This is a genomic window from Candidatus Solincola tengchongensis (assembly GCF_015711935.1).
In the GTDB taxonomy this organism is placed as follows: Bacteria; Actinomycetota; Geothermincolia; order Geothermincolales; family RBG-13-55-18; genus Solincola_A; species Solincola_A tengchongensis.
On record NZ_JACVJJ010000037.1, the window covers coordinates 14,168 to 28,776 of the forward strand.

At 60.3% G+C, this 14,609-nt stretch carries 13 protein-coding genes; 4 read left to right on the forward strand and 9 right to left on the reverse strand.

Features of this window, described 5'->3' with window-relative positions; genetic code table 11:
- Nucleotides 1–37: 37 nt before the first annotated feature.
- Nucleotides 38–2,407 carry a hypothetical protein gene (locus tag H7007_RS02545; RefSeq protein ID WP_287152924.1) on the reverse strand — a complete coding sequence of 790 codons (2,370 nt, stop codon included), beginning with the start codon at nt 2,405–2,407 and terminating at the stop codon, nt 38–40.
- Between the two features lie 320 nt (nt 2,408–2,727).
- Here H7007_RS02545 and H7007_RS02550 point away from each other — a divergent pair, with 320 nt between their 5' ends.
- Nucleotides 2,728–2,949 carry a hypothetical protein gene (locus tag H7007_RS02550; RefSeq protein ID WP_287152925.1) on the forward strand — a complete coding sequence of 74 codons (222 nt, stop codon included), beginning with the start codon at nt 2,728–2,730 and terminating at the stop codon, nt 2,947–2,949.
- An 89-nt stretch (nt 2,950–3,038) separates the two neighbouring features.
- Here the strand turns inward: H7007_RS02550 and H7007_RS02555 are convergent, their stop codons facing one another.
- The 5 genes from H7007_RS02555 to H7007_RS02575 form a co-directional block, all read right to left on the reverse strand.
- On the reverse strand, nt 3,039–4,208 hold the full coding sequence (locus H7007_RS02555; protein ID WP_287152926.1) for a UxaA family hydrolase: 1,170 nt from the start codon (nt 4,206–4,208) through the stop codon (nt 3,039–3,041).
- 5 nt (nt 4,209–4,213) lie between these two features.
- Complete coding sequence (locus H7007_RS02560; protein ID WP_287152927.1) at nt 4,214–4,477, reverse strand: UxaA family hydrolase; 264 nt, start codon at nt 4,475–4,477, stop codon at nt 4,214–4,216.
- A gap of 42 nt (nt 4,478–4,519) precedes the next feature.
- Nucleotides 4,520–5,608, reverse strand: coding sequence for an ABC transporter permease (locus tag H7007_RS02565; RefSeq protein ID WP_287152928.1), 1,089 nt, complete (start codon nt 5,606–5,608; stop codon nt 4,520–4,522).
- A complete protein-coding gene (locus H7007_RS02570; RefSeq protein WP_287152929.1) occupies nt 5,605–6,519 on the reverse strand; it encodes an ABC transporter ATP-binding protein in 915 nt (304 codons plus the stop codon). Before H7007_RS02570 ends, H7007_RS02565 begins: the two co-directional genes overlap by 4 nt.
- 545 nt (nt 6,520–7,064) lie before the next feature.
- The gene (locus H7007_RS02575; RefSeq protein ID WP_287152930.1) at nt 7,065–7,385 is read right to left on the reverse strand and encodes an Hsp20/alpha crystallin family protein; all 321 of its coding nucleotides are present in this window, start codon (nt 7,383–7,385) and stop codon (nt 7,065–7,067) included.
- Between the two features lie 558 nt (nt 7,386–7,943).
- Between H7007_RS02575 and H7007_RS02580 the strand changes: the two genes are divergently transcribed.
- The gene (locus H7007_RS02580; protein WP_287152931.1) at nt 7,944–8,324 is read left to right on the forward strand and encodes a MerR family transcriptional regulator; all 381 of its coding nucleotides are present in this window, start codon (nt 7,944–7,946) and stop codon (nt 8,322–8,324) included.
- Between the two features lie 292 nt (nt 8,325–8,616).
- Here H7007_RS02580 and H7007_RS13650 read toward each other — a convergent pair whose 3' ends face one another.
- Complete coding sequence (locus H7007_RS13650) at nt 8,617–8,736, reverse strand: RCKP-type rubredoxin-like domain-containing protein (protein ID WP_350340608.1); 120 nt, start codon at nt 8,734–8,736, stop codon at nt 8,617–8,619.
- A 758-nt stretch (nt 8,737–9,494) separates the two neighbouring features.
- Between H7007_RS13650 and H7007_RS02585 the strand changes: the two genes are divergently transcribed.
- The gene (locus H7007_RS02585; protein WP_287152932.1) at nt 9,495–11,303 is read left to right on the forward strand and encodes a GH39 family glycosyl hydrolase; all 1,809 of its coding nucleotides are present in this window, start codon (nt 9,495–9,497) and stop codon (nt 11,301–11,303) included.
- A gap of 70 nt (nt 11,304–11,373) precedes the next feature.
- Here the strand turns inward: H7007_RS02585 and H7007_RS02590 are convergent, their stop codons facing one another.
- Entirely contained in the window at nt 11,374–11,721 is a 348-nt protein-coding gene (locus tag H7007_RS02590; RefSeq protein ID WP_287152933.1) for a PadR family transcriptional regulator, read from the reverse strand.
- Nucleotides 11,722–12,572: 851 nt separating this feature from the next.
- Here H7007_RS02590 and H7007_RS02595 point away from each other — a divergent pair.
- Nucleotides 12,573–13,721, forward strand: coding sequence for an NAD(P)H-dependent flavin oxidoreductase (locus tag H7007_RS02595; protein ID WP_287152934.1), 1,149 nt, complete (start codon nt 12,573–12,575; stop codon nt 13,719–13,721).
- 57 nt (nt 13,722–13,778) lie between these two features.
- Here the strand turns inward: H7007_RS02595 and H7007_RS02600 are convergent, their stop codons facing one another.
- Nucleotides 13,779–14,225 (reverse strand): PaaI family thioesterase, encoded by a 447-nt coding sequence (locus H7007_RS02600; RefSeq protein WP_287152935.1) that lies wholly within the window; start codon nt 14,223–14,225, stop codon nt 13,779–13,781.
- Between the last annotated feature and the right edge of the window lie 384 nt (nt 14,226–14,609).

Consider the following 14,609-nt stretch of genomic DNA (forward strand, 5'->3'; position numbering starts at 1 on the left):
CCTTTCATTACCGTTGAGGACCGCCATGCCGCCCCACTCAGCGTCCTGTGTAGGCCTCGGAGAAATACCAGCGCGGGCTTCCCCCGGTCACTCCTGGGGAGACGTGGCCGCCGCGTATAGGCTCCCTACCCTCTCCACCCCTTCCCATGTCGAAATACATAGCCCTCTCCGCCACCACCGGCCGGCTCGAGGAGAGGATCACCGCCACCTGGGAGGGCGAGCCCAGCGAGGAGAGCTCGGCGTTGACGTTCAGGCTCAACCTGCTCCGCCCTCCCAGGCGGAGACGGGTATTCCGGGTACCCTCCCCGGGTCCCAGGATAAAGGTGAAGTCCAGGAAGGCCTCATCATCACCGGGGTTCATGACCAGCAGGTATTCCTGGATACCCGGATAAGCGGATCCCTCCGCGAACTGCCAAACACTGGCAGGTGCGGGGGAACCAGGGGAAACGTGTCCGTCGTCCCAGGCCCCGTTGAACAGGAAATACATGGCCCTTTCGCAAGCTATGGGTCTGTCCGCCGTCACCACGGCGGAGACGTCGGTGGGGGCGAGGGTGCCCAGGCACTGGTTCACCATGAGCGTTGAACGGCTCCGGGCCGGGATCACGACGTGCCAGGGGCCTTTTCTTCCCTCCGGGGTGAAGAGGTAGACGTCGGCCTCGGCCTTCTCCCCATCCGGGTTGGCCATACACAACCATTCCTCGAACCGGTCGCTCACGTGGCCTTCCGCGAAATACCAGGTATCGGAGAGCGAGGTCAATCCGGCCTTGGTATGACCACCGTCGGCGGCGAACGATCCCTTTACCGCCGTGTATCGGAAGTACATGGAGCGCTCGGCCACCACAGGAGCGTCGGCCTCCAGGGCCGCCGATACCTCTCCCTGGAGGTAACTGTTGAGGAGAAATGTACGGCGCGTCATGGCGGGGAGTACGAACGCCCGGCTGAGGGCCTGGCCTTCGTTTCCCAGGAGGTTCAACGTCACCCTGACGTCCCATGAGTTGAAGTTCCCCACGCAGATATATTCATGGAAGGGCAAGCGATCCGAGGCGTAGCCCTCCGCGAAATACCAGGATTTGGCGGGCTCCGTGACCCCGAAGGAGTCCGAGCCCCCGTCCATCCATCCGGAATAGCGGAAATACATGGGCCGCTCGGCTAGCAGCGAGGCGCCGTCCACCGATTCCACGCGCACGGCGAGGTTCTTGTTCCTGAGGTAGCGGTCGGCGTTGCAGTCCAGGGTTATGCGAGAAAGAGCGGGCATCTCCCGGTATACGGTGAGGAACTCGCCCTTCTCGTCGAGGAAGGTTATCCTGGCCCAGGTATCAGCCTGCCCGGGATTGGCCACACAGAAGAAGGGGAAGAAGTTGTAGGTCGTGTCCTCGGCCAGGAACACGTCCCGGCTGTCGTGCGGAAAGCAGGGTTCACCCAGGTCGGTGTTGTCGCCATCGCCGTTCTCGTCTCCCGGCACCCGGCCGAATATCCAGGAAGCACTGGCTTTCGGGTCCCCGGCCCAGGCCGTCTGGCCCCATACCTGCGAATTGGTGCTCCCCGGCATGCGGTTCTTGCGAAATGTATACCCCGACGGACCCAGGTAATAGTGGGCACCGGAGAGAAGACGGTACCCGCTTCCCGGAGTATATTCGGCGCTAAGGTCCGGCACGGTGAGCTCCCCCACCGCCATCCCGTGTTCCCGGAAGACGGTCCGCAGGTAGGAAGGCGTGAAATTGTAGTTCGCGGACGCTGTATAGGAGACTATGCCGGTTCGAGGGTGGAGGAAGGTGTAGGAGTACTCGTTTATCCTCCTGAGCACCTCCGCATCGGAAAGGAGGGGGGCTCCGCTCCGCATGTCCGCGGCCTCCAGGCCACCGGAGAAACAGGTATGACGGAGTATCACCATGGCCCTGGGGGCTAGGTCGATGCTCTGTTGCCAGTGCTCGCGGAAATCCCCGAACTCCACCGATTCGTAGAGGCCCTCCTCGGTCTCCGGCCGGCCCGACCAGATGGGATCCTCCGGGAGGCAGAAAGCCCAGCGCGATGCGTCACCATGCCCGTAATAGACCAGCAGATGGCAGGTGTAATCCTTCAGTTGCCGGTAAAGCCGGTAATGAGGGTAAGAAGAGACGCTTCCGTCCGGGTTGTAGGCGTCCAAAGACGTCACCTGGAACCCGAACTCCTTCAGCGTCTTCGCCGTCTCCACGAGGTCGCCTTCCGCCGCTTCCCTCAAGGGATCTCCGGGCGCGAAGGACATGACCAGTAGAGCCCGGAGGGGCTCCTCCGCCCTGGCAGGCGGCGAAGGAAGAGGGGCCAGCGAGAAAGCCAGCAGGAGAAGAACCGTAAAGGTCGCGGCCAGCGATCCACCTCTTCCGCCGCCGGTCATCCTCCACAAACCTCCACATCCTACCGCTTCAGGCAAGAAAGGTCACCTTCTTCCCCCGAGCCTTGTATATCATTCTTCGGAATCGCCGCATCCTCCTCGATTCCGCCTTCCCATCCCGAACCTTCTTGTAGTCCGGCCGCGCCGGTCCGCTTTGTCCTGCTCTCGCCGTTCCGCCCGTGGATCTCCCGTCACGGCCCCCGGGTTTCCCGATTGCCTTGAGTCCATGCCCGTAGAGCGCGATGTGACCGGGATGTTACCGGTTTATGACTATCTTGTTACTTTTCCGCCCGGGGTGTAAAAAAGAAGCCCCCATACAACGATACTCATAATGTATCGAAAGGTTGAAGGAGCGTATGATGCAAAGAAGAGAGGCAAAAGGGTTCTTCTTCAACACCGTCTTCAAGCGCCCGATCATCCTGCGCACCCTCCTGCGGGGATCCGCCCGCCAACCCGGTGGGGACAATCTCGGGGAGGGGGAAATGAGAGATGCTAACCCCTCCCCGGGCACCCCTTTCCGGCGGGTTGACCGTGACGCCCGGGAAGGAGGCGAGGTATTGAAGAAGATAAGCGCATTTTAAATCCGCGATCGCCTCTCCGATGCGCGGACGGCGACCGTGGACGGTTACTTCCTGCCATTGGCTGGCCGGGCTTCCCCGGGAGATCTTTCCTAGAGAGACGGGGTCGTGGTGTACAGGCAGAGGATTCCCTCCTGGCGATTGACCTCCGCCTTGGTGGGCTCGCCCTCCAGCACCCGCAAGAGCAGCATCCGCAATTCCAGAGCTACCTCCTGCAGGGACTTTCCCTCCAGGACCGCCCCGGCGTTCACGTCCATATCCTCCTCCATGGCCTTGTAGAGCCGGCTGTTGCTGGCCACCTTGATGACCGGAACGGCCGGAAAGCCGATGGGATTCCCCCGGCCGGTGGTGAAAACTATAACCTGGCATCCGGCCGCCGCCAGGCCGGTCATGGACTCCACGTCATAACCCGGGCCGTCCATGATCACCAGCCCCTTTCGGGTGGGAGGGCGGGCATAATCCACTACCTCCCGGATGGAGGAGCCCCCTCCCTTCAATATGCATCCCAGGGATTTCTCCCGGATGGAGCTCATGCCCCCGTCCATGTTCCCCGGGGCTATGGCCAGGGGAGCGAAAGGCCCCAGTATCTCCCTGGTCCTCCTCTCCGCGGCCTCTATGCGCGCTCTCACCTCTCGACCCGTCTCGGGATCCGCTGCGCGCCGCTCCAATATGTGCGCGGTCCCGATCATCTCCGTGGTCTCGGTGAGCATCACCGTGGCGCCGCGTTCCACCAACCAGTCCGCCAAAAGACCTACGGAAGGATTGGCGGTTATGCCGGAAAAGGCGTCAGACCCCCCGCATTCCAGGCCCAAGGCCAACTCGCTCAAGGGGACTTCTTCCCTCTGCGCGGACTGGGCTTCGCGGAGCATCTCCAGCGCCATCTCCGCCCCTTTCTCCGCGGCTCTCCGGGAGCCTCCCGCCTCCTGGATGTCCAGGTACCGCACTTTCTTGCCCGACGTGGACACGTTCTCCGCCAGGTAGGAGGCGCGGAGGGCTTCACACCCCAAACCGACCAGTAGCAGCCCATAGATGTTGGGGTGCCGGCCCAGGTTGGTCAGCGTGCGGTAGTGGATCCCGAGATCCTCCCCCCCTCTCCCGCAACCGTGCCCGTGCGGCATAGCCGCCACGCCCGGCACCCTGGCGGCGATGGCCGAGACCACGCCGTTGGCGCAGGCCACGGAGGGCATCACGGCCACGTGATTCCTCACTCCTACCCTCCCGTCGGGACGACGATACCCGAGGAAGGTCTTCTTCTCGCTCATGCCCCTCACTCCTCCAGGACAAGGTTATGGGTGTGGACCCATGAACCGCGGGCGATGTCCTCTCCGGCCTTCCCGATTACCTCACCGTACTTGATTACCTCCGTTCCTCTGGGTAGGTCCACAAGGGCCACTTTGTGGCTGCAGGGGATCTCTTCCCTGGCTCGCAGGGTCCCGCCTCCCGCGAGGCGCACCGCCCCTCCTTTGGGAATGTCTTCCAGCACAACAGCGACGTTGTCCCTCGGGTGTATCACCAGCGCGTTGACCTCCATCGCCATACCCCCGCATGCCGAACTCCAAAGGCCGCTGAGACCTCACTCCCAACGGAAAAACCTCACCGAGGCCACAAAAGCGGCCAATCCCACGCCCACCAGCACGGCTATATCCACCCACAGGTCGAAAAGCGAGGCCGCGTCGATCATGACGCCACGCAGGCCATCACCCAGATAATAGAGCGGCAAGCAGCGAGCCACGACCCTCACCGGCGCGGGAACCCATTCCAGGGAGAAAAAGATGCCGGAGAGGAACATCATGGGCATACCGATCGCCTGGGCCGCCAGACCCGCGCTGCGCGAATTGCGCGTCAGCGATGCCAGGAGGAAGCCCAAGGCCAGGAAGGTGAGCGACCCCAGGAGCACGAAGAAAGCGATGTAAAGGTAGTTGCCCTTAAGCCTCATGCCGAAAGCCAGCACTCCGAAAGCGATCAACACCGCCGCTTGGAGGATGGAAAAAACCAGCACCGAGGCTATGCCGCCCGCCAGGAAGGTGGATAGCGGGATGGGAGAGACCTTTATCCGCCTCAGGATTCCCTTCTCCCTGTAGGTGGCGATCTCCAGGGAATACCCCGTTAGCCCGGAGAACATGACCACCATGGCCAGGATTCCCGGGACCATGAAGTCTATGTATTTGAAATCCTTGACCTCGCCCGCCTCCTCCTCGCGGACGGATATCACCTCCGGGGTCCCGGTCATCGCCTGGCCCATCTTCTCCAATATGCCCCTCAATGTGGACGAAGTGACCTGCGCGGTGGTGACCTCGGAACGATTGACGAGCATGATCACCTCCCCACTTCTACCCGAGGCCACAGCCTCGCCGAAACCCGCGGGGATGATGAGGATTCCGTTCCGCTTCCCGTCCCGGAGTGCCTCCCTTTCTTCCCCCTCCCCTCCCACCTCCACCTTCAAAGCGTCGATCGCCTGAAAGGCCTCCGTCACGGCCCGGCTCAACGCGGAACCGTCCAGGTCCACCAGGCCCACGCTGAGCCTTATCTCCCCGGAGCCCTTGAACACGAAACCGAGGATGGTCATGAGAAGCAAAGGGAAGAGCAAGAGCCAGAACATGGCCTCCCGCTGGCGCAGGGTCATCTTCAGGTCGTAGAGAAAGACCTTTTGGAAAGGCCTCATGACCTTATGGTCCTCCCGGTAAGCTTTAAAAAGACGTCCTCCAGGGTGGCCCGTTTCATGTTCACTTCCCTGGCCTCCACTCCTTCTCTCCGGCAGAGGGCCATGATCTCCATCAGCGTCTCGTGAGGCGCGGTGGTTATGACCCGGTAGGTGCCGTCCTCCACGCCGGCCTTCACCACCCCGGGAAGGCTTTCCAGTTTCTCCTCGGCCAGAGCCGGCGAGAGGCGGAAACTTATGGTGCTCTCCGGGACTTGTTCCGTCACCAGCCTCCCGGGAACGCCCTCGGCGATGATCCTGCCGTGATCCATGATGGCCACCCGGTCACAGAGGGCCTCCGCTTCCTCGATGTAATGGGTGGTGATCAGCACCGTCTTGCCTCCCTGTTTCAGGTGACCGATCATCTCCCATATATGCCTCCGGGCCTGTGGGTCAAGCCCCGTGGTGGGTTCGTCCAGAAAGACCAGGCGTGGGTCGTTCACCAGGGCCAGGGCTATGGAGAGGCGCTTGTGCTGCCCTCCGGACAGGGTGTTCACCCTCGCTCTGCCCTTTACCTGAAGCTCCGCCAGTTCAAGGAGCCGGCCAACGGGGAGCGCGCGGGGATAGAAAGAGGCGAAGAGGTCAATGGTCTCCCAAACCGTGAGCTCCTCGAAGAAGACGGTGGTCTGAAGCTGGACCCCTATGGACTCCCTGATCTTCTTCTCGTCTTTGCGCGCGTCCAACCCCAACACGGTTATCTCTCCCGCGTCCGGGGAGCGCAGGGTCTCTATGATCTCCAGGGTGGTGGTCTTGCCCGCCCCGTTGGGACCCAGTATCCCGAAGACCTCGCCCTCCTGAACCTCCAGATCAATACCGTCCACGGCGCGCACGTCCCCGTAATATTTCATCAATCCTCGCACACTGATGGCCGACATGCCCGCCCTCCAGGAGCCGAAGAGGTTTCGGTTTTCCCGCTCGTCCTCTTTCCTCCAAACGCGCAACCCACACAGATCACACCCATTATAGACCTTGGGAAGCGTTCGGCATCGCCTCAAGGATGGGCGTGCGGGATGTCCTCCATGCCTCGGATTGCCCCCTCCGGCTCAATGGCCGGCAATTCACGCTCCACTCGGATCCGTTCATCAAAGGACCAGCGGTGGGCGAGAGCTCGGCTCGGGCTCTTTCCGGTCCCGGAAGGCGGCAGCCCCATCACGGCTTTCTACTCTCTTACGGTCTGCCTTATTCGCTGGAGACTCGGGATTGGGGAAACCGTCCGATTCCAGTCCGGTCGTGTACCTCCGGTGCCAATCACAGAAATGATGTCCGGTAATCGCTCACCCTCCCCTCCGGGACAGTCGCCTCTCTCCGCCGCTCCGAGGCCGGGAGTTCGTGCCACCCCACCCTGCCGTGCTTCTTCCGGATGCGGTGAAGAAAGAAATGCGGGCCTCTAAGGCCCGCTCTTTTACTTCGCCTCACAGGCTCAGGAGGACTGGATGGGTATCCTCTTCCTGCCGGAAACCTCCTTGCCGGCGCCCTTTATCCTCACCTCGAGCACCCCCCTCCTCAGACGGGCGGTTACGTCGCTCTCCTTCACCTCCTTAGGCAGGGGGATGTGCCGGGTGAAGGAGCCGGCGTATCTCTCCCGGCGGAAGTAGTTCTTGTCCTCCTCCTTTTCCTCGCGCACGTGCCTTCCGGAGATGGTCAGGTAGCCGTCGCCCAGGTCTATGTCTATATCCTCTGGGCTCATGTCCGGGAGCTCCATCTTGATGACCATGTCACCCTTCTCTGAATAAACGTCCATGCTCGGCCACCAGGAAAAGCCCCCGAACCACGGGAAAGGCTCAAGATCGTCCCAAAGCCACCCCCGCCAGAACCATCCCCGGAAAGGCAGAAGGGAGAAAGGACTCCATCGCGCAAGCGACATCTCTCCCACCTCCTTTCCTTACCCTTTCCGGAGTGAACCACAAAAAGTCATATTCATCTGGAATGTTTTGAAATGGCCCCTTCCTTTTATCTATCCTCGCTTGGCTTACACTCCGGCAAGAGCCCTGCGATCACTCACGCCGTTTTCGCCACTATCCATTTCTTCCCGCAAAACCTTCCCGTTACGGATAAAACTGTGAACCAAGGCCTCCGCCTCCTCGGCCTTGGAGAAATCATAAAGACAAACCTGACACATGTCGAATTCTATGGACCCCGCGCTGCCGCAACGCGGACATCTATAAAGTCCGACCAAAAACGACCACCTCCTTTCTCCAGACCCCATAAATCTCATAATATATGATAGATTTTTTTATAAATTATGTCAATTAATATATAGAATATTGACATATTATCTAGCATGTTATATAAGAAAAGCATGGAAAAGGGAGCGGAAAAAGGCGAGGCGTTCAGAGACGATGAACCACTCTACACTATAGGGGTCGTATCCCGCCTTCTCAACTGCGATCCGAGCACCCTTAGGCGTTACGAAAGCGCGGGCCTGGTCAGCCCCGGGAGAACGGAGGGAAACACGAGGCTTTATTCCAACCGAAACGTCGAGACCCTGCGCATGGTTCACAGGCTCATCGACAAGGAGAAGCTGAACGTGCAGGGGGTGCGGAAGGTCCTGGAGTTGGAAAGGGAGATCGAAAAACTCAAAGCCCGCGTCCGGGAACTGGAGGAAAAACTCATGTCCGTCGCGCCGGAGGGAGAAGTTTCGGAGAGAAACGATGATCGGGACACCGCCCCAGCCCAATGACCCCGCAAACCATACCGACCCTCGCGCCCGGTGGATTATCTTCAGGGAAACCCGAAGCCTGGCGGTTCGGCTTTCAAGCCGCCTGAGCCCTGGAAGTCCTCCCCCTATCGTTGAATGCGAGCCGCGCAATCCGGACGGCTTATCTTATGAACCCCTGCTCTCCTCCGAGCCGCCGAACTCCGCCCCTGCTCCCGTATGAGACGGGCCAAGGGGATGGGGCTCGCGCATCTTCGAGGTCCTTAAGTTCGAGGCTTCCCAGCGTGCGTCCCTGCTTGCGGCTTCCTCCCTACCGTCACTTAGACTTCCCTTCCTTCTTCTCGAACGCATTCTGAGCGTCGCAGTTCGGGCACTTCTTAGGCTTGCAGCGCGAATCCCTCACATAGCCGCATTTCTTGCACACCCACTCCGCCATGGCCCACCTCCGACAATCCGTCTTCGAGCCCTTCGGATACCGAGAATCCGCTCCATCCCGTATTATCCCACCCCACCTAGGAGGATAAACGCTCACAAAACATCATCGCTACGGAGGCGACGCCCCGTAAGGCAGCTTCAAGCCTTCATAAAATCCCTGAACAACCGGCAGGCAAGCCGGTAGCTTTCCAAGTGGGGCAGGGATTCTCGGCGGCCCTACCAACTCCCTCGCTCCATGCGACCCACAAAGAAACATGGAAGGTGTACGAGGATTTGTCCTTTGGGCCTCGTATGAACATGCCTCAAGAAGGCTGCGCCTCCGCGGACCTTCTACGTCTTGATAAGGCTAAACCCGTTGATCGGCTTCTCCCATTGAATTGTTTGACTTAACGTGTTCATTAATATTTAATTTTGATGAGGGCGATATTCATGGGGGAAGACTCAAACTCCACAGAAACAAAACCCCGGCGCATTAAAAAGCCAGGTTTAGTTTTGCTTTAGGGAAAGGGGGATGGCAATAATTTCCATAGGCCTGATCGGTGTTTGGTGAATAAACGCCTCTCCCCCTTCTCTTCGACTTGATGGGGGATGACTTTCTGGACACCGGCTCAGAGCCTTCAGGTTCAAATCGGAAGAAGGCGGGGCGAATCCCGGCTGGGGCCTAGGAAACGGCTGTCGGAGAGTTTTCGGCATGAGAAGATTGTCGCCTACTGTTGGGCTCGCCTCACGCCGCACAAGGTGTTGAGGAGGTGCGTTCCCGTGGACAGACATCCGCCAGACGGCCGTAGCGATAACAGGCCATGGGCAACAAGGAAACGGGGGCTACTTTTCGCCCTCCTGGCACTCTTTTTGGCCTGCATCGTCTTCCTCGCCCCTCCGGCTTATCCCTCCACGTTCTACTCCGGAGAAAGAGAACTCGAGAGCCTGAAGGCGAGGGTGGGGCCACGTTTCGGAGCGGTGTCCAGCCACATCAAGCTGTACCCTCAGCCGCTCATCGAAGGGGAGGTGGCAGCGCTTAAGGATGCCGGGTTATCCTGGCTGCGCTGCGACTTCGCCTGGTACGATCTGGAACCTTCCCCCGGACAATGGAACTTTTCCGGGACGGACCAGGTGGTCCAGGAAGCTATAGAAAACGGCTTATCCCTGCTCGGCCTTTTAGGCACTTCGCCTCCCTGGGCCAACGGAGGAAAAGATTGGAACTATCCCCCAACAGACCTCACGGCCTGGAGAAATTACGTACGCACCGTGTCCTCGCGATATCGGGGAAAGGTTCCCGCCTGGGAGATATGGAACGAGGAGAATATACCTGCTTTCTGGCAACCCCAGCCCGATCCGCAAGACTACCTCGCTATCCTGGCCGCCGCATCGGAGGAAATCCGCGCCGTGGACCCCGAGGCGTGTATAGTCATGGGAGGGATGGCGGGGCTGGGATCGGACTTTATGGGAGAATGCCTGGCCCTGGGAGCCGGCGAATATGTGGATGCGGTGGCCTACCATCCCTACGCCGAGACCATCGGGGTGGAGGGCCAGCCGGAGGACGATCTCCTGAGACCCAAGGAACCCCTATGCCGCATCCTGGTGGATTTCGTCCACTGGTTGGTAGCTCAGAATACTCAGAGAGACCTCCAGGTCTGGATCACCGAGGTGGGATGGACCACCTGTGAGGTGACTCCGCCCGGCGTGGACGAAGACACCCAAGCCGCATACCTGCTCCGGACGATGATCAACTATGCGAGCACTGACGTGGAACGCGTGCTCTGGTACAACCTGCGGGACACCCACATCAACGATATGGACCGTTACGGCCTTCTCTACTCGGACTTCGGGTGCAAACCCTCGTATGACGCCTTTACCACCTTCCAGGATGTTTTCGGCAATACCGTCCCCTTCCCCAACCCTCCCGTCCTCCTTTCCTGCTCCGATATGGAAAGCCTGGAGGCCCACTCCTTTACCCGCGACGACGGCACGCTGCTAATGGCGCTCTGGAAATCGGACGACGGTGCCGATCTCCTTGACCTGCGGGTCAACGACCCTTCCTACCGGAACCCCACGCTCATCCAACCCCTGAACGGAGATGAGCTGCCGTTGCCGGGGGTGACCCGGGACACGAACGGTGAAATCGTGATATCGGATCTCCAGGTGGGAAAGTTCCCGGTCATTGTGAATTTCAGGAAGGTGGCGGTGTCTTCCGTTTCCCCCGCTCAGGCTTACCAGCACACCCTGCTCCTCAATCTCGATCTCACCGGCTCGGGGTTCCAAACCGGCGCTACCGTGCGCCTGGAGGCCGGGTCGAGAGCTATCGAGGGGCTCAATGTACAGGCGGCTTCGGAACAACACCTGACCTGTGCAGTGACCCTCTGGGGTGTCGAGCCGGGTGACTACGACCTGATGGTCATGAATCCCGACGGCTCCAAGGCCCGACTTGCCGCCGGGTTCAAGGTCCTTCCCCTTTGCGGTACGGGTAGCGCAACGGCATCACTGACCCTGGTTTGCCTCCTGGGCCTGCTCTCCGTCCCCGGTATCAGGGCCGCGAGGAGGAAGGGACAGGGGATGAGAAGCGAAGAGTAACGCCCATCGCCCCTTCCGGCGATAGGGCGGGCATCGGGTCACAGAAGGCAGCGACGACTGCGTTGCGCGCTTAACGGTTGCTCTCCATTTTTTGATAACGCGATTTAAGAGTCTCCAGTATCTCGAGGGCATCGTCCAATCCGGATATCCAGAGGTCCAGCAGCTCCCTGCCCTGCGGAGTGAGCCGGTAGACCTTGCGCGCCGGACCGGCCCCGGTATCGTCCAGTGAGCTCTCCGCCAGTCCCGAACTCTCGAGCATGCGCAGTAGCCGGTAGAGAAGGGAGGGGTCCATGCCCTTGCCGATTCCCAGCTCTCTCAGCCTCGCCATCAGCTGATAGCCGTGCGCCGGCTCCTCCGCCAGGAGAAGCAGGACCGCCGGCCTTAGTAAGAGGCGAGCGGAATTCGGCCCTAACCCCACGAATCCGCCCCCCACCGGACCCATGCCGGGGCGAAAATGCCCACCCATCATCGCGCGAAAGCGAGGAATGTTCCCGTGACATTCCCAACCGCCGGGACTAAAAGGACTTCCCTCATGCGATTCTCCCCGAAAATACATCGCCTTCACCTCCTCTCTGCACTATTGACATTAATATACTATTGATAAAATGTCAATAGTGAAAAAATGCTTTTAATCCTATCCTCTGATTCCCAGTCATGTCGGGCTCTTTGGTCCGCTGCCGAATATTCTCCATGGCCGGTTGCCGGGATATGAATTTCAAGATCGTTCATCCCTTCTCGGCGCGGAAAAAGCGCTCCCGGCGTGTCCGAACTCTCAATAAGCGCCTTGCTTCCCCAATGCCTAGCGCGAACATTGATGAGGTTCTTGTCAAAGCACCGCCCTTCGGGCTCGGCGCCCTCGCATGAGACCTGATTTCCACTGTGGCGCGGAATGCGGGCGGGGGCCGGGGGCGACGGTGTATCCGGAAGCAAGGCTTTCATTCATGAGCATCCTTCCGGTATCTTTTCGAGAGCGCTTTCAACGGAGCCATTCGCTTTCAAACGGGCGCTGTCGGGCGGGAGGAGGCCGAGGGCCGCTTTTCCCTCTCTCAGACTTAATGGCCGGCGGGAGGAGGGGATGTTTTTCCCCGGTTCCCATGTGCAGGTCACCAGTATTACCGGTCAAGTTAGAGAAAGCCCCGGAAGCCAAATCTGGCAACGGCCGGGGCGGTTCTCTTACACGTGGAACCGCCGAACATTAGGTGTATAGTATTCATCGAGAGGGTAAGCCGTCCGCGATCGGCCGGCCGGATGGAAGAAAGGGGAAAAACCATGGGAAAGCGCGTTCTACGCACCAAACTCTGCGACATGCTGGGCATCGAGTATCCCATCTTGAGTGCAGGGATGGGGCCTAACCTTTTGGGGGAGGAAACGGGCGCCCCCGTAGACTTGGTGGTGGCCGTATCCGAGGCAGGAGGCCTGGGCGTACTGGGAGCAAGCGGGTACTCCATAGGCGAACTACGCCAGGCCATTCGGGAGATAAAGGCGCGCACCGACAAGCCCTTCGGGGTGGACATACTCCTCCCCAAGAACATCGTGGACCTTCCCGAAGCGGAAGGGGAAGGCGAGGTGCCCTTGAGCCAGCTCCTGCGCAGTCTGCCCCAGGCCCACCAGGAATGGATAAAGAAGGTCAAGCAGGACCTGGGCCTCCCGGACGTGGACGTGATGGTGAAGATGGATTCCACCACCATGCGGCCGCGCGAAGCCATAAAGGTATGCCTGGAGGAACGGGTTCCCCTTTTCTGCGCCGGGCTGGGGAACCCGGGCTTCATGGTCGAGGAGGCCCACGCCGTGGGCACCAAGGTCCTGGCCATAACCGGCAACACCAAGAACGCCAGGAGAATGGCCGAGGCGGGTATAGACCTGCTGGTGGCCCAGGGCCACGAGGCGGGAGGCCATACCGGGCGTATAGGGACCATGGCCCTGGTGCCGGCCTGCATAGACGCCGCCTATCCGGTCCCGGTGCTGGCCGCCGGGGGCATAGGCGACGGCAGGGGCCTAGCAGCTGCCCTGGCCATGGGATGCGTGGGCGTATGGGTGGGCACCCGTTTCCTGGCCACCGTGGAGGGCGGGGCGCCGGAGGTCATCAAGCGCCACATCGTGGAGGCCACCGACGAGGACACCAAGGTCTCCACCATGTTCACCGGCAAGACCCTGCGCTCCATTACCAGTAAATTCCATACTTTGTGGGAGGAGTCCGGCCTAGAACCTCTCCCCTTCCCGCTGCAGGTTCTGGTCTCCTCCTCCCTGCTCGCCGCCTTCCTCAAGGCCAACCGCGAGGAATACATCGGTGGGTTCGCCGGCCAGGTGGCGGGGCTGATCAAGGAGATAAAACCGGCGGGGCAGGTCCTCGAGGAGATGGTTGAGGAGGCCGCGGACATCCTCACCCGCCGTCTCCCGGAAAACGTGACCGTGGAATGACGGGCCGGTCGACGCCGGAATATGACCAGGTCCTCCTGGCGCCTTAAGGAGTCTCGATCATTCCGGTCGATGTCCTCGGGCAAGGGACACGAGAGTGGCTAGGCCTTTCGCCAGCTTCTTCCCTTCCTCACTCCAGACCTCGACTTCAGAGAAGATGGACTTGCCTTCTTCCCCCACCACCTTGCCCGCCGCGGTCAACTTTCCGCCAGCGCAATCGGACATGAAGTTCACCTTCATCTCCACGGTCACCACGCGGCGGGAGCCTCCCGCGACCAGGGTCATGGCCGCCACCCCTGCTGCGGCATCTGCCAGGGAGAAGAGGACACCGGGGTGGACTTTTCCTCTCTCGTCGAGATGCCGGGGGCCTATTTCCAGTTCGAGCAGGGATTCGCCCGGGCGCAGCTCCCTCACCCGCATGCCCAGGAGGAGATAGTAGGGGGAATGCCTGCTCCTATCCCTGACTATTTCTTCGACTTGCTGCTGCCACTCCTGCTGTGATAGCACTCTTTGGCCTCCGCATATTTTTCCGGATCATCAGTATAATTGCCCATCCGCGCGCCAGGCAAGGCGAGATCAAGCCATAAATGAAAGGCTGAGGCACAAGGACCACGAATCGTGCGGCTCCGGCCATTTGGAATTCGCATATCGCTCAACACCAACGAGATGTCCCCACTAATCCCGGGAAACGTAAACCAGTCCGAACAGGCACGTCACTGCCGCCTTTTATGGATGGACGGCTTTTCGACTGAACCGCTTCTTCTCGTGAGGTCGACGCGAGAAAAGACCGGTAATTCTTACGGCCCGATGAGGGAGCGGTCCATAAGCGCCCCAAAACATGGTGAGTCTACGTGTCTGAACCAAAATTAGGGAAGATTATCGCGGCACATC

Bases quoted from the DNA above. Each gene is read 5' to 3' on its own strand.
- H7007_RS02570 (WP_287152929.1), bottom strand. From the start codon at position 6,519: ATGTCGGCCATCAGTGTGCGAGGATTGATGAAATATTACGGGGACGTG.
- H7007_RS02550 (WP_287152925.1), top strand. From the start codon at position 2,728: ATGCAAAGAAGAGAGGCAAAAGGGTTCTTCTTCAACACCGTCTTCAAG.
- H7007_RS02555 (WP_287152926.1), bottom strand. From the start codon at position 4,208: ATGAGCGAGAAGAAGACCTTCCTCGGGTATCGTCGTCCCGACGGGAGG.
- H7007_RS02580 (WP_287152931.1), top strand. From the start codon at position 7,944: ATGGAAAAGGGAGCGGAAAAAGGCGAGGCGTTCAGAGACGATGAACCA.
- H7007_RS02575 (WP_287152930.1), bottom strand. From the start codon at position 7,385: ATGGACGTTTATTCAGAGAAGGGTGACATGGTCATCAAGATGGAGCTC.
- H7007_RS13650 (WP_350340608.1), bottom strand. From the start codon at position 8,736: ATGGCGGAGTGGGTGTGCAAGAAATGCGGCTATGTGAGGGATTCGCGC.
- H7007_RS02560 (WP_287152927.1), bottom strand. From the start codon at position 4,477: ATGGAGGTCAACGCGCTGGTGATACACCCGAGGGACAACGTCGCTGTT.
- H7007_RS02595 (WP_287152934.1), top strand. From the start codon at position 12,573: ATGGGAAAGCGCGTTCTACGCACCAAACTCTGCGACATGCTGGGCATC.
- H7007_RS02565 (WP_287152928.1), bottom strand. From the start codon at position 5,608: ATGAGGCCTTTCCAAAAGGTCTTTCTCTACGACCTGAAGATGACCCTG.